This window comes from Psychrobacter pacificensis, from assembly GCF_900101915.1.
GTDB classification, from domain to species: domain Bacteria; phylum Pseudomonadota; class Gammaproteobacteria; order Pseudomonadales; family Moraxellaceae; genus Psychrobacter; species Psychrobacter pacificensis.
Window position 1 is genome coordinate 115,007 of sequence record NZ_FNAL01000003.1, and the last position, 20,130, is coordinate 135,136.

General features: G+C 44.8%; 20 protein-coding genes. 8 read left to right on the forward strand and 12 right to left on the reverse strand.

All coding sequences use genetic code 11. The features are described 5' to 3' along the window. Positions 1-49 precede the first annotated feature (49 nt). The gene (rpmA, locus tag BLR43_RS02965) at positions 50-307 is read left to right on the forward strand and encodes a 50S ribosomal protein L27 (RefSeq protein ID WP_058025936.1); all 258 of its coding nucleotides are present in this window, start codon (positions 50-52) and stop codon (positions 305-307) included. 485 nt (positions 308-792) lie between these two features. Continuing rightward, complete coding sequence (lolA, locus tag BLR43_RS02970; protein WP_167669377.1) at positions 793-1,476, forward strand: outer membrane lipoprotein periplasmic chaperone LolA; 684 nt, start codon at positions 793-795, stop codon at positions 1,474-1,476. A gap of 205 nt (positions 1,477-1,681) precedes the next feature. Here the strand turns inward: lolA and scpB are convergent, their stop codons facing one another. From scpB to mrdA, 9 genes are all read right to left on the reverse strand, one after another. Beyond that, positions 1,682-2,293 (reverse strand): SMC-Scp complex subunit ScpB, encoded by a 612-nt coding sequence (gene scpB, locus BLR43_RS02975; RefSeq protein ID WP_093068697.1) that lies wholly within the window; start codon positions 2,291-2,293, stop codon positions 1,682-1,684. A gap of 66 nt (positions 2,294-2,359) precedes the next feature. Beyond that, positions 2,360-3,199 (reverse strand): segregation and condensation protein A, encoded by an 840-nt coding sequence (locus BLR43_RS02980; RefSeq protein WP_093068700.1) that lies wholly within the window; start codon positions 3,197-3,199, stop codon positions 2,360-2,362. Positions 3,200-3,204: 5 nt separating this feature from the next. After that, complete coding sequence (locus BLR43_RS02985) at positions 3,205-3,807, reverse strand: O-methyltransferase (protein ID WP_093068703.1); 603 nt, start codon at positions 3,805-3,807, stop codon at positions 3,205-3,207. 20 nt (positions 3,808-3,827) lie between these two features. After that, positions 3,828-4,898: a tryptophan--tRNA ligase gene (locus tag BLR43_RS02990; protein ID WP_093068706.1), complete on the reverse strand. Its 1,071-nt coding sequence runs from the start codon at positions 4,896-4,898 to the stop codon at positions 3,828-3,830. A gap of 108 nt (positions 4,899-5,006) precedes the next feature. Beyond that, complete coding sequence (locus BLR43_RS02995; RefSeq protein WP_093068709.1) at positions 5,007-6,098, reverse strand: LpxL/LpxP family acyltransferase; 1,092 nt, start codon at positions 6,096-6,098, stop codon at positions 5,007-5,009. A 463-nt stretch (positions 6,099-6,561) separates the two neighbouring features. Next, positions 6,562-6,948, reverse strand: coding sequence for a 30S ribosomal protein S9 (rpsI, locus tag BLR43_RS03000; protein WP_058025929.1), 387 nt, complete (start codon positions 6,946-6,948; stop codon positions 6,562-6,564). A 10-nt stretch (positions 6,949-6,958) separates the two neighbouring features. Then, positions 6,959-7,387 (reverse strand): 50S ribosomal protein L13, encoded by a 429-nt coding sequence (gene rplM, locus BLR43_RS03005; protein WP_058025928.1) that lies wholly within the window; start codon positions 7,385-7,387, stop codon positions 6,959-6,961. A 252-nt stretch (positions 7,388-7,639) separates the two neighbouring features. Continuing rightward, entirely contained in the window at positions 7,640-8,326 is a 687-nt protein-coding gene (rsmD, locus tag BLR43_RS03010; protein WP_071001982.1) for a 16S rRNA (guanine(966)-N(2))-methyltransferase RsmD, read from the reverse strand. Positions 8,327-8,415: 89 nt separating this feature from the next. Further along, positions 8,416-10,401 carry a penicillin-binding protein 2 gene (gene mrdA, locus BLR43_RS03015; RefSeq protein WP_071001981.1) on the reverse strand — a complete coding sequence of 662 codons (1,986 nt, stop codon included), beginning with the start codon at positions 10,399-10,401 and terminating at the stop codon, positions 8,416-8,418. A gap of 494 nt (positions 10,402-10,895) precedes the next feature. Here mrdA and BLR43_RS03020 point away from each other — a divergent pair, with 494 nt between their 5' ends. From BLR43_RS03020 to adk, 6 genes are all read left to right on the forward strand, one after another. Further along, the gene (locus tag BLR43_RS03020) at positions 10,896-12,230 is read left to right on the forward strand and encodes a DUF445 domain-containing protein (protein WP_071001980.1); all 1,335 of its coding nucleotides are present in this window, start codon (positions 10,896-10,898) and stop codon (positions 12,228-12,230) included. Positions 12,231-12,520: 290 nt separating this feature from the next. Then, positions 12,521-14,551, forward strand: coding sequence for a heme lyase CcmF/NrfE family subunit (locus BLR43_RS03025; protein ID WP_093068711.1), 2,031 nt, complete (start codon positions 12,521-12,523; stop codon positions 14,549-14,551). Position 14,552: 1 nt separating this feature from the next. Continuing rightward, a complete protein-coding gene (locus BLR43_RS03030; RefSeq protein WP_083328848.1) occupies positions 14,553-15,203 on the forward strand; it encodes a DsbE family thiol:disulfide interchange protein in 651 nt (216 codons plus the stop codon). A 65-nt stretch (positions 15,204-15,268) separates the two neighbouring features. Continuing rightward, positions 15,269-15,757 (forward strand): cytochrome c-type biogenesis protein, encoded by a 489-nt coding sequence (locus BLR43_RS03035; protein WP_379542903.1) that lies wholly within the window; start codon positions 15,269-15,271, stop codon positions 15,755-15,757. Continuing rightward, positions 15,754-17,034, forward strand: coding sequence for a c-type cytochrome biogenesis protein CcmI (ccmI, locus tag BLR43_RS03040; RefSeq protein ID WP_093068713.1), 1,281 nt, complete (start codon positions 15,754-15,756; stop codon positions 17,032-17,034). The genes BLR43_RS03035 and ccmI overlap by 4 nt, the downstream gene beginning before the upstream one ends. A gap of 216 nt (positions 17,035-17,250) precedes the next feature. Further along, entirely contained in the window at positions 17,251-17,907 is a 657-nt protein-coding gene (gene adk, locus BLR43_RS03045; protein WP_093068716.1) for an adenylate kinase, read from the forward strand. A gap of 205 nt (positions 17,908-18,112) precedes the next feature. Here adk and secB read toward each other — a convergent pair whose 3' ends face one another. From secB to BLR43_RS03060, 3 genes are all read right to left on the reverse strand, one after another. Then, entirely contained in the window at positions 18,113-18,565 is a 453-nt protein-coding gene (gene secB / locus BLR43_RS03050; RefSeq protein ID WP_075100642.1) for a protein-export chaperone SecB, read from the reverse strand. Between the two features lie 245 nt (positions 18,566-18,810). Beyond that, positions 18,811-19,074 (reverse strand): glutaredoxin 3, encoded by a 264-nt coding sequence (grxC, locus tag BLR43_RS03055; protein WP_075100643.1) that lies wholly within the window; start codon positions 19,072-19,074, stop codon positions 18,811-18,813. Positions 19,075-19,562: 488 nt separating this feature from the next. Further along, a complete protein-coding gene (locus tag BLR43_RS03060) occupies positions 19,563-20,018 on the reverse strand; it encodes a rhodanese-like domain-containing protein (RefSeq protein WP_093068718.1) in 456 nt (151 codons plus the stop codon). Between the last annotated feature and the right edge of the window lie 112 nt (positions 20,019-20,130).

The window sequence follows — 20,130 nt, forward strand, 5'->3', positions numbered from 1 at the left end:
TAAGAGTTGTCGCATAAGCGATAAGTCACATTAACAAGGAGATTTTCTCATGGCACATAAAAAAGCTGCCGGTTCGAGCCGTAACGGTCGTGATTCAAACCCAAAAATGCTAGGCGTAAAGATCTTTGGTGGCCAAGCTATCACAGCTGGTAACATCATCGTTCGTCAACGTGGTACAGAATTCCACGCAGGCGAAGGCGTTGGCATGGGTCGTGACCATACTTTATTTGCACTAAATGATGGTGTTGTAAAGTTTGAGACTAAAGGTAAATTTAACCGTCGTTATGTAACGGTTGAAAACGCATAATTATCTATTTAGGTCATTTTATTCTTTGAATAAAACGATTGGATAATTAAAAAAGCCCTTACTGCCTTATGGTAGTAGGGGCTTTTTACGTTTATAAGACCTTATCAATTAATATTGGCTTTTGTTAGAGATTGGTTTTTGTTAGCAGTTTGGTCAGCAATTTTATATAGCATAAATACTCGTCACACTTAGCTCACTGGCTCTTTATGAGCACAGTGTTAATAATTTATCATGATAAATGCAAACTTTTACCGTGTAACTGCATTGGTTACAAGCGTGTATGGCAGCCGTAGTAATGATTGCAAATCATGACTAGGCGCGTAATAAAAAAACTGGCACACTGTTGCCATTGCTGATCGATACCTGTTTTGCAGTGTTGAGATTGGTATCAACAGAAAAAATTTTAATAAGCTATTCTATTTTTAAGCGACTATTTTTAAGCGACTATTTTTAAAGCGATTATGCTTTTTTAGAGAGGATTTATGATGAACTTATCTACGAAAAAATCAACCAAACAGAAGATGATGAGTGGTGCTTTAGCAGGTGTATTAATGACATCGTTAGGTATCGCAGCGCCAATGATAGCATTGACTCAAACAGCCACAGCAGCTCCTGCTGATAACCTAACAGCTGCTAAACGTTTGAACAAATTGCTGACCAATACCAAGAGTATGACTGCCAACTTTAGCCAGACAACCAAAGGCGCGAGCAGTGGTACGTTTAAAGGCTCTATGAGTGTCCAACGTCCCAATAACTTCCGCTGGGAAACCAAATCGCCCTCAGAGCAATTGATCGTTGCCAATGGCAACTCTATGTGGATCTATGACAAAGATCTAGAGCAAGCGACTAAACAAAATGTGGATAGCCAAGTAGGCAATACGCCAGCACTGTTATTATCAGGTGATCCAAGTAAGATTGATCAAAACTTTAAAATCACTCAGCCATATAGCAATAAGAACTACTATGTGTTGTACCCAAAATCTGATAATGCCAGCTTTAAGAGCCTATCCATGAGCTTTAGCGGCGGTAAACCTGTGATGATGGTACTAAACGATACGCTAGGTCAAACGACATCTATTAAGTTTAGTAGTATCAAAATGAATCCAAGCATCGGTAGCAGTCAGTTTAAGTTTACTCCACCAAAAGGTGTTGATGTTATCAATCAATAATGGAGCATCATGGTTAATCATTGACCCAAAAATTATTGATCTAAAAACTATTAGCCTAAAAAATATGAGTCACCTAAAAAAGACAGAGCCTATGCGCTCTGTCCTTTTTTATGTATGTGACTATGTACGCATAAAAGTAATTTGAATAAAAATAATCTGAGAGTGGATATGTGGGTTATCAATAAAAGCGGACGGGTTTGATTCTCTAAGATAAGGTTCTGATGGTTTCAAGATCGGGCATTGGTGGTAGCTCATCTAAATGACTCAGCCCAAATGCATCCAAAAATTGTGCGGTGGTGTGAAGGAGCGCTGGGCGGCCTAAGGTCTCCTTAAAGCCTTTTTCAATGATCCACCCCTTATCAAATAGCTGGCGTAGTATATTGCTTGATAACGTCACACCGCGCACTTGCTCGATGTCACTACGTGTCACAGGTTGCTTATACGCAATAACGCTCAAAGTTTCAAGTAAGGCTTGGCTCAGACGCTCTTGACGCTGCGGAAAAACCTGCTGAATCAAGCCGCTATAATCATCGGAAATTTGCAATCGATAGCCGCTGGCTGTCTCATGTAGGTTCAGCACACCGGTCTCTAACCGTCGCTCTAGCACCTCTAAGGCTTGCTTTAATTCCTTAGTAGATAATGATAAATGTTTTCTTAACGCGTGAGCTGTCAGCGGCGCCTCTGATGCATGCAGCAGCACCTCGATGTGCTTGCTCACATCTTCAAGAGAGGTATGATCTTCCTCAATAGAGGCAGTAGCAGCGGCACGTGTAGGCTTTGCTTCAATAGGCTGTTTTGAGTCGTCAATATCTACCATCTAAAATGTGCTCTTGTTTTAATATCATGGGATCAATAGCAGGTTTGGCGGCTAACCTGATGCTGGTTAGGCCAACCACTGTAGTGTTAGTTCTTGGGATTGATTGTTTATATCGGATGGATCGGTATCATATTTCATTAACGTGCTTGCATCATTATTGGGTTCTGTATAGACCACACCAACTAATTGCCGCTTAATCAGTTCAAGTACGGCGACAAAGCTCACGACCACGCCTATTTTCCCCTGTGCTTTGTCTAGTAGCTCATAAAAGGAGCGGGCACCATCAGTACTCAGTTGCCGACTAATGCTAGCGATACGATCAGAAAGCGGCACGATATCAGTTTTGATGGTATGCATTTGATAGTCTGGCTGTAGCTGCATTTTAAACAAGCTATCGATCAGCAGAGTAGGCGAGTAGTTGGGCAGCTCAGCATTCATAACGTCTTGACTGGGCATACTTACCATGGCTAAGAACACATCACGCTCTAAACGTATCAGATTGTCTAAGCGCTGACTGGCGGCTTTGATTTGTGCGTACTCTTCTAGGCGTTCAATCAGCTCGGCTTTTGGATCGCGCTCATCGGTAGGCGTGTCAGGGGTAGGCAATAGTAATTCGGTTTTAATAGCAATCAGCGTCGACGCCATCAGCAGATAATCACCTGCCAATTCAAAATGCTCAGTATCTAACTCACTGATATAGGCAAGATACTGCTCAGTGATGGGTAGAATCGGCATTTGGGTCAAATCAACGTTGTTCTTTTTGACCAAATATAATAAAAAATCTAGTGGCCCAGCAAACTGCTCTAGCCAAATCGCAAACGCTTGTGGCGGAACATAAAGATCGTCTGGTAGATGCTGTACTGGCGTCTGATAGATGCGCAGCGCAGTCGTGTTGGATGTATCCATAATACTTAATGTTCCTGGCGCACTGCCATAAATAGTCCAGCACCAACATCTAACGTGTGACAAAGATAACGAGAGTCGTTGGTGAATTCTGCCAAGAACTCGCTCACCTCATCACGATGAGAGATGACATTATCGACAATAAGTACACTACCGACGTCCAATGCGTTATGCAGACCTCGGATATAATCGATATAGAATTGCCGCTCTGCATCCAAAAATACCAAGTCAAAGACGTCTTCATTGCTATTGAAAAAAATAAAGGCGTCTTGTACGATGAGTCGAACAGAGTCAGACAGCCGCGTATTTTGCAGATGCTGGCGAGCAGCTTCACTGCGGCTTTTATCGATGTCTAACGATATAAAGTCATATTGAGCCTGATGCCGCAGACCATACGCCAGCCACAATGTCGAAAAGCCCGTCGAGGTACCAACCTCTAGTACCTTTTTGGGCTGTCTGATCGTGGCAATATTGGCCAAAAACTGCGCCGCATCTGGTTCGACATGGCGATGACGAGCCAGCCGATTGGATTGTTCAGAGTCATACGTACTGTCAGCCTCGTATAAAGACTGACAGTAAGATAAAAAATGGCTTGGATTAAATGTCGGCATTATAAACGATCAGAAGTCATTTATTTAAGCTTCGCTAGTGGGCGAATACCAATGGCACGGCGGGCTTTATCCAGCTGCTTACGGCTATGACGACGGGCTTTATCTGCGCCCATTTGCAAGATTTCTTCCAGCTCTTTTGGATTTGCCATCAATTCTTGATAGCGCGCGCGGAAAGGGGCAATCTCGTTATTGATTTGTTGGAACAACTGCTCTTTGGCGTCTCCCCAGCCAATACCTGATTCATACTGCGCACGCAAATTAGCAATTTCTTCAGGCGTAGCAAACGCTTTATAAATCTCAAAAATTGCTGACGCGTCAGGATCTTTTGGCTCTTCTGGCAATTGTGAGTTGGTCACAATACGCATGATGGCCTTACGCATCATTTTTTCAGGATCGGCTTGGCTATTAAACTCGCCAAACAACGGAATCACGTTGTTATAGCTTTTGCTCATTTTGCGACCATCGAGACCTGTGAGTAGCGGCGTGTTGTCGTCGACCAGGGCCTCAGGCTCAGTGAACAATGGCTTGTAACGATGATTAAATGTACCTGCTATATCACGCGCCATTTCAATGTGCTGAATTTGGTCACGGCCAACAGGTACATGCGTGGCATTAAACATCAAAATATCAGCAGCCATCAACACAGGGTAGCCAAACAACCCCATGTTAATCCCTTGGTCAGGATCAACGTCTTCTTTTTCCATATTAGCATCGACCGCTGCTTTGTAGGCATGAGCGCGGTTCATGAGGCCTTTGGCACATGAGGAGCTCAAAATCCATGACAACTCCAAAATCTCAGGCACATCTGACTGACGATAAAAAGTCACGCGCTCAGGATCGAGACCACAGGCGAGCCATGTCGCGGCAATGGCTTTGGTTGACTCGTGAATGATCGCAGGATCATGGCAACCAATAATACTGTGATAATCCGCTAAAAAGAAAAAAGCGTCGCTATCGCTGTTTTGAATAGACTGGATGGCCGGACGAATCGCGCCAACATAGTTACCAAGATGCGGAATACCTGTGGGTTTGATCCCTGTCAAAATGCGTTTATGTGGGGCTGCTTGTCCAGAACTGTGATTGTCGCTCATGAAAAATCCGTTGTTTTGTTTGTCAAGTTATTATAATGCGTGATTAAAAGTACAAAATAGCAGTTGCAAAGTATAGCAAATTTTATCAGCCCTTTTGAAAATAAAGGCCTACTTATAGATATCCGTACGACCATTTGGCCCATGTTTAAAGCGCCGATGAAACCACATCCACTGAGTCGGATCAATACGTATGAGTCCCTCTAAAACTTCATTAACCCGAGTAGCATCCGCAACCTCATCTTGACTTGGGTAGTTCTCAAGCTCTGGGGTGATGGTCAAGTGATAATGAGGTCGCTTACCACGTGGTAGATTATCTGGTGTCTGCCGATAGGTGTGTAGCGCCATCACGGCGGGTGGATGCGTTTTGCTGCCTAATTTTGCCATACGGCGTGACGCGGTGATGGTCGCTGCTGGCACGCCAAAGAATGGCGCCATAACCCCTTGCTTAAGACCGTAGTCCTGATCGGGGGAATACCAAATCACATGGCCCGCTTTGATAGAGGTGACTAGGCTTCGCATATCGCGGCTGGAGATTTGCTTACCGAATATATTGGTACGACCATTATAGATAAACCAGTCCAGTAAAGGGTTGTTTTGCGTACGGTACATACAATCGACAGGGAAGAATTGAGAACACAGTAAGCCGCCCAAATCCAGCATCGTATAATGCGCACCCAATAGAATAACCGGACGCTGCTCGTTTTGCGCATTAACAAGATGCTGTAATCCCGAAATAGATACCGTTCTAGTAAATATATTTGGACGGAACCAAGCACATAGGGTTTCAAACACCCCAATACCTTGATTGACAAAGACTTGCTTTGCCATCAATTCACGCTCAGCTTCTGGCTTTTCTGGAAACGCCAGCTTTAGATTAATCAGAGTGTCACGCCTACGGGAGCCTGCAGCGTTATAAATCAATATGCCGAGCTTACGACCTAGCCAAAACTGCCAACGCAGTGGCAAATATATCATGGGTAACATCACCAAAAACAACAACCAAATACCCCAATACTTTGGCAATAAAAACTGCCATTGAAAGGGCTTGTTTTCTGCTTGCGCGGTACGCTTTTGATTTTGCGTAATCGTTGGGGTGCCAGCAGGTATAGCAGGCGACTTATTGGATTGCTGCCTACTGGATAATGGTATGCCGTTAGTGTTGGAGGGTTTGCTAGGATCGTATTGTTCTGGCGCTTTCATAATATCCTTCTGCCGCACCGTGTATCACATTGCAGCTAATGATGAAAAGTTATTGATATGATGGGGTAGGCTCAAATGCTTTGCAAGTGAGAATGTTTATAAGGTTCTTAATTTGCAGTGCTAATATAAAGTACGTATATCGATAGCTATTGCAATGAGAGATATAGTGAAACCATTATAAAAATGGTATAGCAAGATTAAACGCTATTTTTCGCAGCCTCTAAAGACGCAGTCACAGCAAGCAAGAAAAGTAGCGTTCGAGCGCGTTTCCTATGCTGTATCAATGTTATTGAGGTTCTACTATAGCCACACTACCTATAGGCCAATCAGCAGGCATAAAAAAGCCTTATAAGCTGTGACCAGCTTATAAGGCTTTGCAAAACGCTTCTCTTATTTGAGTTTGCTACCATCGCTCCGAGAAAAAGACAACAGTAGCAAACAAAAAGATAAGAGCGGGCTTTGATTAACGTTTTGAGAACTGTGGACGTTTACGTGCTTTACGTAGACCCAGTTTCTTACGTTCAACTTGACGTGAATCACGAGTAACAAAACCAGCTGCTTTTAGGGCAGGCTTCAAAGTTTCGTCAGCTTCGATCAATGCACGTGTGATGCCGTGGCGGATTGCGCCCGCTTGACCACTGATACCACCACCTGCAACAGTGACATATAAGTCATACTGGTTAGCAGAGTCTAGTAGTTCTAATGGCTGACGAACAACCATACGTGAAGTTTCACGGCTGAAGTATTCGTCTAGTGGCTTACCGTTAACAACAATACTACCAGTACCTTTTGATAAAAAGACACGAGCAGTAGACGTCTTGCGGCGACCAGTTCCGTAATTGCGTTCCATAAGTATATCCTTAGATGTCTAGTTCTTTAGGTTGCTGTGCAGTATGTGGATGTTCAGTACCCGCATATAGTTTCAGCTTCTTGATCATCGCATAGCCAAGAGGGCCCTTTGGAAGCATACCCTTAACTGCTTTGTGTAGAACATCTTCAGGCTTATGTGCAATCAGCTTTGTGAAGTTGGTTTCTTTAATACCACCTGGGTAGCCACTGTGACGATAGTACTTTTTGTCTTGCGCTTTCTTACCCGTTACCGCGATTTTTTCTGCGTTGATGACAACAATGAAGTCACCAGTATCTACGTGCGGGGTATAAGAAGGCTTGTGCTTGCCACGTAAGCGAGTTGCGATTTGAGTGGCTAAGCGACCAAGGGTTTTGCCGTCAGCATCTACGACATACCAGTCATGGGTCACTTCAGCTGGTTTTGCACTAAGTGTTTTCATGATAAAACCTTAAAATTAGAATTCGTTGAGAGTTTAGCTGGGAACGGGGCTCTCAAAAAACAGACTGCACATTATAAGCAGTAGCGCCTACGCTTGCAAGCTGCATTGGGGTTTATTTTCGCCTTTATACATTAAACTGCAGCGTTTGGCCAGTTTTTAAGCGGTTTTAAACATTTTTACAGGTATTGAAGGGTTTACTAAATATTGCTTAACAAATAACTGCTAATGATGCGCTTAGCAATTAGGGTGTAATTATGACGGTGACAGCCGATAAAGTCCAGCGACAACTTGTCCAACTTTGGTTTGCTTTACGCATTCAAAGCATATCATTTGCTGAGTTGTCTCTAGTTGGGCGTCGCGATTTTCATTAAGCTGCTCTTCTAGCTGCTCAAGCTGAGGTGTTAAATCTTTATCCGCTTCTAAATAAATTAGCGTTGATTGGTCAATCAATGCATTGGTAATCAGCGTACTCAAAATAGGCTGCCATAGATCCTGAGCATAAGGGGGATCGATGAAGACGATGTCAAACGGGTGCTCAATCGGCTGGTGTTGACTCAGTACTTCCTCAGCCGTGCCAGTGATAACCGTGTAAGCTGCGGTATCAAGGCGTAATTGCTCAGCACTTTGACGTAGCATGTTGCTTTGTGCCGTATTAACTTCAATAAAAGTGGTGTGAGCTGCGCCGCGGGACAACGCCTCAAACCCTAATACGCCACTGCCTGCACAGCTATCGAGTACGCGTGCACCGTGAATATCGGCCAATAACCAGTTAAATAATGTCTCTCGCAGGCGGTCGGGTGTTGGGCGCAGGCCATCTGCCTCGATGAAGCTGACAATACGGCGCTTGAACTGCCCACCGATGATACGAACATCACCGGCTGCGGCACTTTTTGCTTTAGGGTTCTTTTTCGCTGTGCGTCCGCGTGAGGGTTTTTTCATGCTCGTGTCTCTTTTATTATCTTTTTTTTGAGGCATCTCTACTTATTAGACATGACGGGTAATGGTTAGAGATGTCTATCAAAATGTCGTTATTCAGAGGTGGCTGCTGCTGCTTGTGCCTCTGCCGCTTCTTGTTCTGCTAACGCTTTTGCTTCTTTTTCACGCAAGGCATCCTTCAAGGCTTTCTCAAAGGCCTTTTGGCGCTTGATGACTTTGAGCTCATCAGCGGACGGCGGCAGTACCGGATCAGTTTTGCGTTGTAGCATCCAGTAGTCAAATAGGGCACGGCCGATAGGCGCGGCAGTCGTACTACCACCGCCACCGTTTTCGACCAAGACCGCCAGCGCGATTTGAGGGTCTTCGACAGGGGCAAAACCATTGAACCACGCATGATCCCAGTGACGTTTGTCAATCGCTGATTTATCATAGCGTTTGCCTTGAGCGATAGACTTTACCTGTGCTGTTCCTGTCTTGCCAGCGATACGATAGCGCGGGGTATAGATACCGCGTCCAGTACCGTTTTCTACCACGCTTTCCATTGCATCATGCATACGTAACCAGTCAGAAGGCTGACCGTTATAGTCGATTTTACCATCAGGTTTGTCGATGATTTTGACTTCTGCTGCACCGTCACTGCTCTTGAGCAAATGCGGGGTAATATGTTTACCTTTACTGGCGGTCATGGCAGTGGCATTAGCAATCTGTAGTGGCGTGGCTAAGAAATAGCCTTGTCCAATACTGACAGAGATGGTTTCACCCGGTAGCCAGTCTTTATCATACGTGTCTTTTTTCCATTTCGGTGATGGCATGATGCCTGATTTTTCGTTAGGAAGATCAATACCAGTCTTGTCCCCAAAACCAAAGCGCACCATCCAGTCGTGTAGACGCTGAATACCCATCTCATAGGCCAGTTTATAATAGTAAGTATCAACCGACATTTGGATAGATTTCTTTAAATCAACCGTACCATGACCCCCGCGCTTCCAGTCACGGAAACGATGGCTGTCTCCTGGTAAACTAAAATAGCCAGGATCATAAATAGTGCTGTTCCAATCTCGCAAGCCATAGTGAATGCCACCTAGACCCTCGAATGGTTTGATGGTCGAGCCAGGTGGGTATGTCCCTTGGAGGGCGCGATTGTACAAGGGCTGATCGAGATCTTCTCGCAGGGCATCATAGTCTTTGAACGAAATCCCTGAGATAAAAGGATTGGGATCATAGCTTGGGTTACTGACAAAGGCCAGCACATCGCCATTTTTGGGATCTATTGCGACGATTGCACCGCGGCGGCCATCTAGCTGCTGCTGGGCGACCTTTTGCAGCCCATAATCCAAGCTCAACGTGATATCGTTACCAGAGGTAGGCGGTTTCGTGTCCAATTGACGTAGGATATTGCCGTGAGCATCTGTTTCTACCGACTGATAGCCTGGTTGCCCAAGCAAAATATCTTCGTAATAGTCTTCAATACCAATCTTACCGATCAGATCAGTACCTGCATAGCGGTCCTTATCAATACGCTTAGACTCTTTATCGTTAATACGACCAACGTAACCGATCACATGAGCAAATAGCTCATCATAAGGATAATCACGCGTCAGCTTACTTTGGATAGAAACACCACGAAAGAATGGCTTACGCTCACTGAACTGAGCCAGCTGTGCCTCTGTTAAGTCGATTTTGATGGTCACAGGGTCGTTTTTGTTTTTGTTCAAGCGCGCCAAAATATCTGTGATGTCTTCTGCTGTCAAATCAAAAATAGGCGCCAGCAAGCTGAGCGTGCGCTCAGGGTTGTCAACCTCATCAGGGCTTAGCATGGCGGTAAAAACTGGCTGGTTATCCGCCAAAATTATCCCGTTACGATCATAAATATAACCGCGGCTAGGCGGTGCAGATATCAGTTTAATGCGGTTATTGTCTGACTGGGTGGTGTACTTATCATGGGCATAGACTTGCAAATAACCATAACGCGTTATCAGGCCGCCCAAACCCAGCAATATTAAAATTCCAAAGATAATAATACGGTTGGTAAAGGTACTGTTGACCTGTTCGGTATTGGGAGTTAGTGGTTTATTCATAGAAAATCAGAGCCCAATCGGTCAGTGAGTCAATAATAAAGAGGTAAAAGGGCAGGTTGGTTAACCAAAACGCGGTGAGTCTAAAGGATAATACAAAGGATTTCAATCACATAGCGCTATATGATCTAAAATCAACGCGCATTGATTTGTACGTAGATGGTGTCTATCGTTTGACTACAAATTATAACAGAACAAATGAGTAGGCGCAGTACTCAGATGCTTATTTTGTTGTGGTCATATATTGCATAAGCGATGCGCTATCTCAGTATATTTATGGCTCAATATAGGATTTAAAAGATGTTATCTTTAGTCACAACTTGCCAAGGGTGTCCATGTGCTAAAAAATGGCAAGTATGCTAAAATCAGGCGATTTATTTTATAGTAGTGGTTAGAGACAGAGCGTCTTTTTGAGACGTTTCAATTTTGCTAGCGGCTTGTTATCAGTCGCGACCATATTAGCAACGACAATCAACCTGTCAGGAACTAGAAAAGTCATGGACATAAATTCATTGTGGCAGACGATCGCTGAGCACCCAGAGTTTTTTGCCATGCTAACTATTCCACCAGTGACGGCATTTGTTACGTGGGTGCATGTATGGATGGCGCTCAAGATGCTGTTTTATCCCATTAAGTTTTGGGGTATTCGTATTCCAAATTTTCCATTTTTTGGGTTACCAGGTATCGGCTGGCAAGGTATCGTCCCACGCAAGGCAGGCAAAATATCAGGGGTTATCGTTGATCAGACATTGTCAAAGCTCGGCTCATTAGATGAATTTTTCCAAGCGATGGAACCTGAGCAAATGGCGCTATTTGTCACTGATACGGTGGACAAAAACCTTGAGCCATTGATTGATGAGATTATGCTGGATCATTCGCCCGCACTGTGGGGCAACTTGCCTTATGCGGTAAAACGCCGCGTCTATGCTCAAGCCCACAAAGAACTGCCTAGTATCATGCAGTCGCTGGTGACAGATTTGACGTATCATGTCGAAGATCTGGTCGATATGCGCAAGATGATCGTCAATACGATGGAGAACGATCGTCGTCTGATGGTCAATATGTTCTTGAAGGTTGGGCAAAAAGAGATCAATTTTATCTGGCACATCAGTGCTTTGATTGGCTTGGTGTTTGGTATTATCCAAATGTTTATATTTTTAGTGGTGCCGCAGCATTGGACGGTGCCATTTTTTGCTGCGATTTGGGGATTTTTGACCAATTGGATTGCGATTTGGATGGTATTTAATCCAATAGAGCCGCATTTTATCCCGTATTTAAAGCTTTTTTCGGTGCAGAGCCGCTTCCCCTTTATCAAGCCAGTCATGCCTCATATCGCAAGGTATCGTCTGCAGGGCGGCTTTATGAAGCGCCAAGAGGAAGTGTCTGAAGTTTTTGCTGAGATTGTGGTAAAAGATTTGGTTACCCTTGAGAACATCATGAACGAGATGATGTATGGTGATCGCTCAGCGCAAACTCGTGAGCTGATGAAGTCGCATCTATATACGGTGCTTGAGTCACCAGTTATTAGTACGACATTACGTGTGGGATTGGGCCGCCGTGATTATGGACAGCTCAAAAACACTATTATTGATAAGTCGATTGTGGCGACTATGGTGCCACTGCGAGATCCTGAGCTCAATGAAAGTCGCGCCAGTAAGATTTTTGGTCTGTTTCGCGATAGAATAAGGGCGCTGACGCCCAGCGAGTTTCAGAATTTGCTGCGTCCTGCTTTTCGTGAGGATGAGATGACGCTGATTATCTTGGGTGGTCTGACTGGGTTTTTGGCAGGGTGGTTACATCTGGTATTGGTATTTTTCCCCTCGATGCCATAAGCAATAACACGATAAACAGTATTTTCAAATAGTCAAAAATAGCAATATCTCATACAGTTTGAGTCAATAAAACAATGCAAGGCCAATGATAGGTCAGCATTTTGTATCAATCATTCAGATTGATACGTCACAATGATAGTAGCGGGTTTTAGGTGCTTCTACAGCTATCGAAACCTCAGTTTTTAACCGTAAACTATGACCGCATAAAGGGACTATTTAGCGTTTGCCAGTGGCTAGCGATGCCATCGGTGAACCCTTAATGGTATCCAAGGTAAACAAGGTTAGACCGTATGTTAATCACAGAATTGGGTTATTTTGCCTTGCTGGCCGCTTTTATACTGGCGATTTTGCAGGTGGTACTACCAACCATTGGTGTCATGCGCGACCACGTCGCTTGGCAGCGTCTAGCACCAAGTCTTGCATGGGCGCAATTTGCGGCCATGGTCACATCATTTGCTGCGCTGATGGCAGGCTTTTATTATAATGACTTTAGCCTCGTCTATGTCACTCAGCACTCCAATACGTTACTGCCTTGGTATTATAAGCTATCTGCAACGTGGGGCGGTCATGAAGGGTCATTGCTGCTTTGGATGACCATTATGGCCACTTGGTGTGCGCTGGTGTCTTATTTTAGCCGTGGATTACCGCTGTCCATGCGTGCGCGTGTTCTTGTGATATTGGCAGGCGTGCAGATGATGATGCTAGCGATGTTGATCTTTACCTCATCGCCATTTGATCGTACCTTGCCCAATTTGCCAGTTGATGGCGCGGATCTAAACCCTGTCTTGCAAGATTTTGGTTTGATTATTCATCCGCCGATGCTCTACATGGGCTACGTAGGCATGGTCGTGCCATTTGCTTTTTGCATGGCAGCGTTGTGGGAAGGGCGCTTGGATGCGGTGTGGACACGCTGGTCGCGTCCGTGGGCGCTAGCTGCTTGGGGTTTCTTGACGGTTGGTATCGCACTTGGCTCATGGTGGGCATATTATGAGCTTGGCTGGGGCGGCTGGTGGTTTTGGGATCCAGTAGAGAACGCCTCACTGATGCCATGGCTGGCAGGTACGGCATTGCTACACTCACTTGCGGTCACTGAAAAGCGCGGTGTGTTCAAAGCGTGGACCATCATGCTGGCAATCTTTGCCTTTGCACTTAGTTTGCTAGGCACATTCCTTGTACGTTCAGGGGTGATCACTTCCGTCCATTCATTTGCTGCTGACCCGACGCGTGGTCTAGTAATTCTAGCCATTCTAGGCGTCATTATCGGCGGTGGTCTGCTGATGTTTGCGGTACGTGGTTGGCGCTTGACGGTTGAGAGTCAATATCGACTGATCTCACGCGAGTCATTCTTGGTGATTAATAACGTTATTATTTTGATTTCGACTTTGGTGGTGTTGCTTGGCACGCTATATCCTATTATTGCCGATTCTTTCAATTTAGGTCAGGTATCAGTTGGCCCTCCCTATTTCAACGCGCTATTTGTACCCTTAACGTGGCTTTTGCTCGTGGCAATGGGTATGGGCTCTAATATTCGCTGGAAACAAGACAGCCGCCCATTATTAGGTGCTGGCATGGTTATCGCTGTGAGCAGTCTGGTGTTGGCGGCGATTATTGCCTATTTTACGAGTCCATCAGAGATGCTAAATATTGGCGTCACGTTGGCAGTGAGCTTTTGGGTGCTTTTATGGATGGTGATCGATTTTAAAGATAAAATCAAAAATGCACCGAGTCGATTAAACGGATTACGTCAGCTGCGTTTGAGCTATTGGGGTCAACAAATCGCCCATATTGGGGTCATCGTTGCAGTTATTGGGGTGGCATTTACCAGTACGCTCAGTATTGAGCGTGATGTGGCGCTGGGACCAAATGATAGTGTCAATGTCCAAGGGTATGACTTTACTGTAAAAGGTTTCAGTGAAGTAAAAGGCAGTAACTTTGACGCCACACAAGCTGAGGTTACGGTCAGTAAAGACGGTCAAACGGTGACGACGCTACATCCTGAAAAACGTAACTATATTATCAGTATGATGCCGATGACTGAGGCGGCAATCGATGCCAGTCTTATGCGTGATGTGTATGTCGCTCTTGGTGAGCCGATCGCCGAAAACAGCAACGAATGGGCATTTCGTATCTATGTCAAACCGCTCATTCGCTGGATATGGCTAGGTGCGCTTATTATGGCGTTTGGTGCATTGCTCAGTATGCTAGACAATCGTTACCGTATTAAGAAAACCAGAACACCTGCGCAAATCGCTGCCAAAAAATCAGGCTTTGCTACGGTGGCAGATTTGGAATCGCAAGCTATCAAGACAGGGGATCAGTAATATGACGACCTCAAACAATGCACCTGATAAACAGGCTCAGCAAAGCAATAAGAATACCAAACGCAAAAAGTCGCTTAAATTAGGTTTTTTGATTCCGCTGGTGATTTTTATTGGTCTGGTTGCCATGCTGTATATGCGCTTGGGCAAACCGACGGATATCGTGACGAACACAGCACTTGAGCGCCCAGTACCGGCTTTTGAGTTGCCGCTATTGTCAGATACCAGTCGTATCATGACCAATGATAACCTGCCTGATGAGCCGTTCTTGATGAATATCTGGGGATCATGGTGTCCTACTTGCATCATCGAGCATCCTTTCTTAATGAAATTGGAGGAGCGCGGTGTCAATTTGGTCGGTGTCAACTATAAAGATGATATTGGGGATGCCTTAGGATATTTGAATAAAGGCGGCGACCCGTTTTCGATGTCTATTCAGGATCTATCGGGGCAGTTTGCTTTAGATTTGGGACTGACTGGCGCGCCTGAGACTTTTGTCGTCGATGGTGAAGGGATTATTCGTCAGCATATTATCGGTGAGGTCAATGAGAGCAACTGGCAAAGCCGTATTGCGCCTTGCTTGATGGTGCTTAATGATGCCAATAATAATGGCGTCAGTTTAGAGCCAAGTCAGGTTGAGGAGGCGTGTCAATGATAGCATATCAAATAAAATCCGTTACGATAAAGTTAGCAAGCTTGCTTATCGCTTGTCTATTCAGTATGGCCAGTTTTGCTGCTATTGATGTCTATGATTTTGACTCTGTACAGCAAGAGGCACAGTATCGTGGTCTTATCGAAGAGCTGCGCTGTCCAAAATGCCAGAACCAAAACCTAGCAGGCTCTGATGCCCCAATTGCCCAAGACTTAAAGCAAAAAACCTACGATTTGGTCAAAGATGGTCGTAGCGATGGTGAGATTCGTGCCTATATGCAGGAACGTTATGGCGACTTTATCAGCTATAAGCCACCAGTGCGTCCTTCAACATGGATCTTATGGTTTTTCCCACCATTATTGCTCATCATCTTGTTAGTAGGTTGGTTTTGGCAAAGTAAACGACGTCAGCTTGTTGCCAGTGGTGCAAGCGGCATGACAGCAGATAATACCGCTGAGGCGCTATCTGTTGCCGAAAAAGCGGAGCTTGAGCGCTTATTGTCACGTGCTGATAATAAAGACGTTCACGATATTACAAGCCTTGGGGGCAAAAAATGACCATATTTTCTACGGTTGGCTTATTTATTGCGCTGAGCTTACTGACCGCCTTATTGCTTGCTGTTATAGCTATCAAACCATGGTTGAGAGCACCGCGTACGCATAGTAAGCCTTTGGACAATCAGCTATTAGGTATCAACGTTGCTGTATTTCGTGAGCGCTTAGCAGAGCTGAAAACAGATAAAGACAGTGGCATCATTGATGAGCATCACTATCAAAACCAAAAACTTGAGCTTGAACGCCAGCTTTTGGATGCTCAGCGTGAAGTCGCACCTATGGTCACGCCTGGTATCAAAAGCCGATTGATCATTGTCTTTTGGGTACCTGTGCTGTCTGCCATGGCGTACTTGATGGTCGGAGATCGCACGCCTGTTTTTGAGCTTTGGGCAAGCGAAGACAAAGTAGGTCAAGTGGCGGATGACTTATTAACTGGCAAGATTGACCAGCCACCTGCTTGGGCGATTGAAGATGGCAATCAGCTGATTAGTGCCATGCAGACCAACGTCTATCGCCATGCGTACGATTACAATCGTTGGATGCGCCTATCAGAGTTGTTCTTATCATTAGAGGCGACCGATTCAGCACTAGAGGCCTTATCACGTGCTTATCGTTTGTCACCTGATAATGAAGAGATTGCGATTACTTACGCGCAGATTAATTTCTTTGCTAATAAGGGTCAGCTAGACGAAAATAGTCGCCGAGTGCTAGAAACTGTATTGGCCAAAAACCCACAGCATGAAGGCGCGCAAATGCTCATGGCAATGGGTGAGGCGCGAGCAAATAACTTTGATCAAGCACAAGGCTGGATCAAACGCTTGCGTGACAGTATTTCTGCCAAACCAGGCGACCATACGCAGGCGCTATCCAGTCTAGATGAGCTCAGTGCCAATGTGACTATGCAGCAGCAACAAGCGTCTGAGGGCATTGAGGTGACCGTTAAGATCAACTCAAGCCTACTGCCATTGGTCAAAGCGGATGACGTGCTGTTTGTGGCGATTCGTGATGTGAATGGTGGCCCGCCATTTGCTGCCAAGCGTTTGCCAATTAGTGCGATTAAGCAGGGCGAGGCTACTATTAGCCTAAGCGATATTGATGCGATGATGCCAGAGCGTACCCTAAGATCAGCCCGTTCTGATAAGGTTGAGTTGGCTGTCATTGCGCACATTAGTCACAGCGGTACAGCTATCGCAGAGTCAGGAGATTTATCAGGTAATCCTGTTGTGATTCGTGCCGACCAAAATCAGGTCAATGTAGAAATCAATCAACAAATCCCCTAGTATTAGGGTTAGTTATTGTGAGTATTTTTCATATAAATGCTGTTGACCACAAAAGGCTTAGCAGTGTTATATGGAAAGATAAGTCATGGCAACTTATGACCCTAATTAGAAAAAAACTTGAGGTTTGTCAGGTCACAAGGTAAGGTGTCTTGGCAATCAATTAATCCCTAAGTTGTAGTAATCCCAAAATCCCATTGAATTCAGGAGAGTCGTGTAATGATGCGTATTATTTTGCTAGGTCCACCAGGCGCCGGTAAAGGTACCCAAGCCCAGTTTATTTCTAAAGAGTATGATATTCCGCAGATCTCAACTGGCGATATGTTGCGAGCAGCAATCAAAGAAGGCAGTGAGCTTGGCAAACAAGCCAAAGACATCATGAATGCTGGTGGTTTGGTATCTGACGACCTGATCATTAACCTAGTGAAAGAACGTATCGCTAAGCCTGACTGTGCCAATGGTTGTATCTTAGATGGTTTTCCACGTACGATTCCACAAGCGCAAGCGCTGGCTGATGCGGATGTTGCAATCGACCATGTCATCGAAATCAGCGTACCTGATGACGAAATCGTCAAGCGTTTGTCTGGCCGTCGCCAGCACCCAGGCTCAGGCCGTGTTTACCACGTCGATCACAATCCGCCAAAGGTCGAAGGTATCGATGATGTAACGGGTGAAGCGCTGATCCAGCGTGAGGACGATCAAGAATCAACCATTCGTGATCGCCTAGCGACGTATCATCAGCAAACCTCAGCGCTGGTAGATTTTTATCAAAACAAAGCGGCTGAAGGTGGTGATGCGCCGAAATACGATAAGTTTGACGGCACGCAAGCGATTGATAATGTCAAACAACAAATCTTAACGGCGCTAAAGGGTTAATCTTGTTATAAGATAACCGACGCCGTGATTGAAAGCCCTGTTTCTTAGCAGGGTTTTTTTATGGCTGATACGCATTCATATAGCCATGCCCGCACAACCCTGCCCACACACAACCATACTCATAAAAAAACCGCTTACCTATGACAAGTAAGCGGCTTTTAATACGCATTTTGCACAACAGCTTTCTGCTTTAGCAGCTTACTGCTTATGCATTACCTTGCGCATCAACTTGTGCTTGCTGCTGGCTTTGTGCGTAGGCTTGGTCAAAGTTCACAGGAGCGAGCAGTAACTGCGGGAAGCTACCACGTGTGACGATGTCGCTGATGACTTCGCGTGCATAGGGGAATAGCACATTTGGGCAATAAGCGCCTAGAATTTGACCGATTTGGTCTTCTGGAATGTCTTTTAATAAGAAAATACCCGCTTGATGCACCTCAGCGATAAATGCAGCTTCGCCTGCATTTTTTGCAGTCACGCTGACGGTCAAGACGATTTGATAATGATCGTCGTCTAGCTTTTCTGCATTGCTAGAGAGATTGATGTCAAGCTCTGGGTTCCACTCTTTGGTAAATACGCTCGCGCCTGGCACCTCAAGTGACATGTCTTTTACATAAATGCGCTCTAGTGCCAATTGTGGTTGTGCTTGTTCTTCAGCCATGATAATTCCTCTAAAATTAGATCAAATGATTGGGCAAGTTATGATTAAAAATACTATGATTAAAAATACTACAACAAAAACTTCGTCATAAAAGCCTTATGGTAATAGTAGCCAAGATTGAATCAAAAAGACCAATCTCGCCGTTTTATCACACGCATTGCATAACACCGTGTTTTATTTTGCCGCTGCTTATCATTACACAGCTGATGACAAACCGCAAAACAAGGTTGCAAAAAACTTGTAAATTAACCAGCCAATAGCTCGTCAAGCTTGCCTTGTTGGTTCAGTTGATTGAGCTCATCAAAACCGCCGACAAAGGTATCACCCACAAAAATCTGTGGCACGGTGCGATAGTTATTGGTCTTTTGCATCAATGCGCGGCGCTCTTCGCTCGTCATATCGTGCATACCGATTTCTTCATAATCGACGCCTTTAGTTTTTAGTAGTTGTTTGGCGTTAGAGCAGTACGGGCAGATAGGCGTGGTATAAACTTTGACAGATACAGTCATGATAAATCCTTATTGGTCAGTATGGTCGTTAGTAATGACTTTATTATAAAAAACGACGCATAAAAAATATGAATAAAAAGTGGAATGCTTAACAGACCCTAGTGATTATAAAAAATACGATAAAAAATTATGTGATAAAAATGATGATTATCAGTTACTCACAAGTAAATGTGCGAGGTATTGGGTCGGGCTTATTAGTACAGTGGGGATGTGTCAGGCAAATTCAAGCGGAATGGGTCAAAAAGGCGCTGCAGCGATATAACTATAATCGATTCTAAATAAAAAAGTCATGTGTTTATTGACCAGCAAGGCCGCTAAAATTTTACTTGCGTGCTGCGTTCCCAGAGGCTGCGTAACCTACGTCTAAAAATAGCATCCCAGTAGCGCTATATTCTTTTTAGAGTGCATCGACTATATACCACATAAAAAAAGACACCTAAATGCGGTGTCTTTTTGATGGTTACTGATACTAAATAATGCAGCACTAGCTACTTGTGCAATGACGGCTTGGCCTTGCCTTTGGTTTTTGACTTAGCATCTTTTAGGCCAACGAGTGGCATACCAGCTGCCTGCCAGCCGCCAATGCCACCTTCTAAGCGATAAACGTCATCTTTGCCAATCATTTGAATGGCTGCGCCTGCCTGTACGCCCATGTCGCAGATGATGACCACTGGCTGCTGGATGGCGCGGATTTCTTCTAGGCGATCTTTTAGCTCAGTAAAAGGTATGTTGCGGCTGCCTTGAATATAGCCGGTCAAAAATTTCTTTTTGGCGCGAATATCGATCAGCTGCGCGTTTTGCGAGTTCACCATCATACCAAGCGTGTTGGGCGATATTTTTCTACCACTACGTTTGTTTTCGATGGTAAAAAACAGTACAGCAAGTACGGCTAATATACCAAACAAAAACGGGTGGTTGCCCACAAATTCTAGCGCACGATCCAAACCATACCTCCAAAAAATAAGTGTTCTATTAAGCCGAGAAGATAGCTCAATGATTTTGAACAAGGCGCTATTATACCGATTAGGTCATCTATAGTAAATGTATGATGAGCAA

Coding starts and splice junctions, on each gene's coding strand:
- lolA (WP_167669377.1), top strand. CDS start 793: ATGAACTTATCTACGAAAAAATCAACCAAACAGAAGATGATGAGTGGT.
- scpB (WP_093068697.1), bottom strand. CDS start 2,293: ATGGTAGATATTGACGACTCAAAACAGCCTATTGAAGCAAAGCCTACA.
- adk (WP_093068716.1), top strand. CDS start 17,251: ATGATGCGTATTATTTTGCTAGGTCCACCAGGCGCCGGTAAAGGTACC.
- ccmI (WP_093068713.1), top strand. CDS start 15,754: ATGACCATATTTTCTACGGTTGGCTTATTTATTGCGCTGAGCTTACTG.
- grxC (WP_075100643.1), bottom strand. CDS start 19,074: ATGACTGTATCTGTCAAAGTTTATACCACGCCTATCTGCCCGTACTGC.
- BLR43_RS03025 (WP_093068711.1), top strand. CDS start 12,521: ATGTTAATCACAGAATTGGGTTATTTTGCCTTGCTGGCCGCTTTTATA.
- rsmD (WP_071001982.1), bottom strand. CDS start 8,326: ATGAAAAAACCCTCACGCGGACGCACAGCGAAAAAGAACCCTAAAGCA.
- BLR43_RS02980 (WP_093068700.1), bottom strand. CDS start 3,199: ATGGATACATCCAACACGACTGCGCTGCGCATCTATCAGACGCCAGTA.
- mrdA (WP_071001981.1), bottom strand. CDS start 10,401: ATGAATAAACCACTAACTCCCAATACCGAACAGGTCAACAGTACCTTT.
- rplM (WP_058025928.1), bottom strand. CDS start 7,387: ATGAAAACACTTAGTGCAAAACCAGCTGAAGTGACCCATGACTGGTAT.
- BLR43_RS02990 (WP_093068706.1), bottom strand. CDS start 4,898: ATGAGCGACAATCACAGTTCTGGACAAGCAGCCCCACATAAACGCATT.
- rpsI (WP_058025929.1), bottom strand. CDS start 6,948: ATGGAACGCAATTACGGAACTGGTCGCCGCAAGACGTCTACTGCTCGT.
- BLR43_RS02995 (WP_093068709.1), bottom strand. CDS start 6,098: ATGAAAGCGCCAGAACAATACGATCCTAGCAAACCCTCCAACACTAAC.
- BLR43_RS03020 (WP_071001980.1), top strand. CDS start 10,896: ATGGACATAAATTCATTGTGGCAGACGATCGCTGAGCACCCAGAGTTT.
- secB (WP_075100642.1), bottom strand. CDS start 18,565: ATGGCTGAAGAACAAGCACAACCACAATTGGCACTAGAGCGCATTTAT.
- BLR43_RS03035 (WP_379542903.1), top strand. CDS start 15,269: ATGGCCAGTTTTGCTGCTATTGATGTCTATGATTTTGACTCTGTACAG.
- rpmA (WP_058025936.1), top strand. CDS start 50: ATGGCACATAAAAAAGCTGCCGGTTCGAGCCGTAACGGTCGTGATTCA.
- BLR43_RS02985 (WP_093068703.1), bottom strand. CDS start 3,807: ATGCCGACATTTAATCCAAGCCATTTTTTATCTTACTGTCAGTCTTTA.
- BLR43_RS03030 (WP_083328848.1), top strand. CDS start 14,553: ATGACGACCTCAAACAATGCACCTGATAAACAGGCTCAGCAAAGCAAT.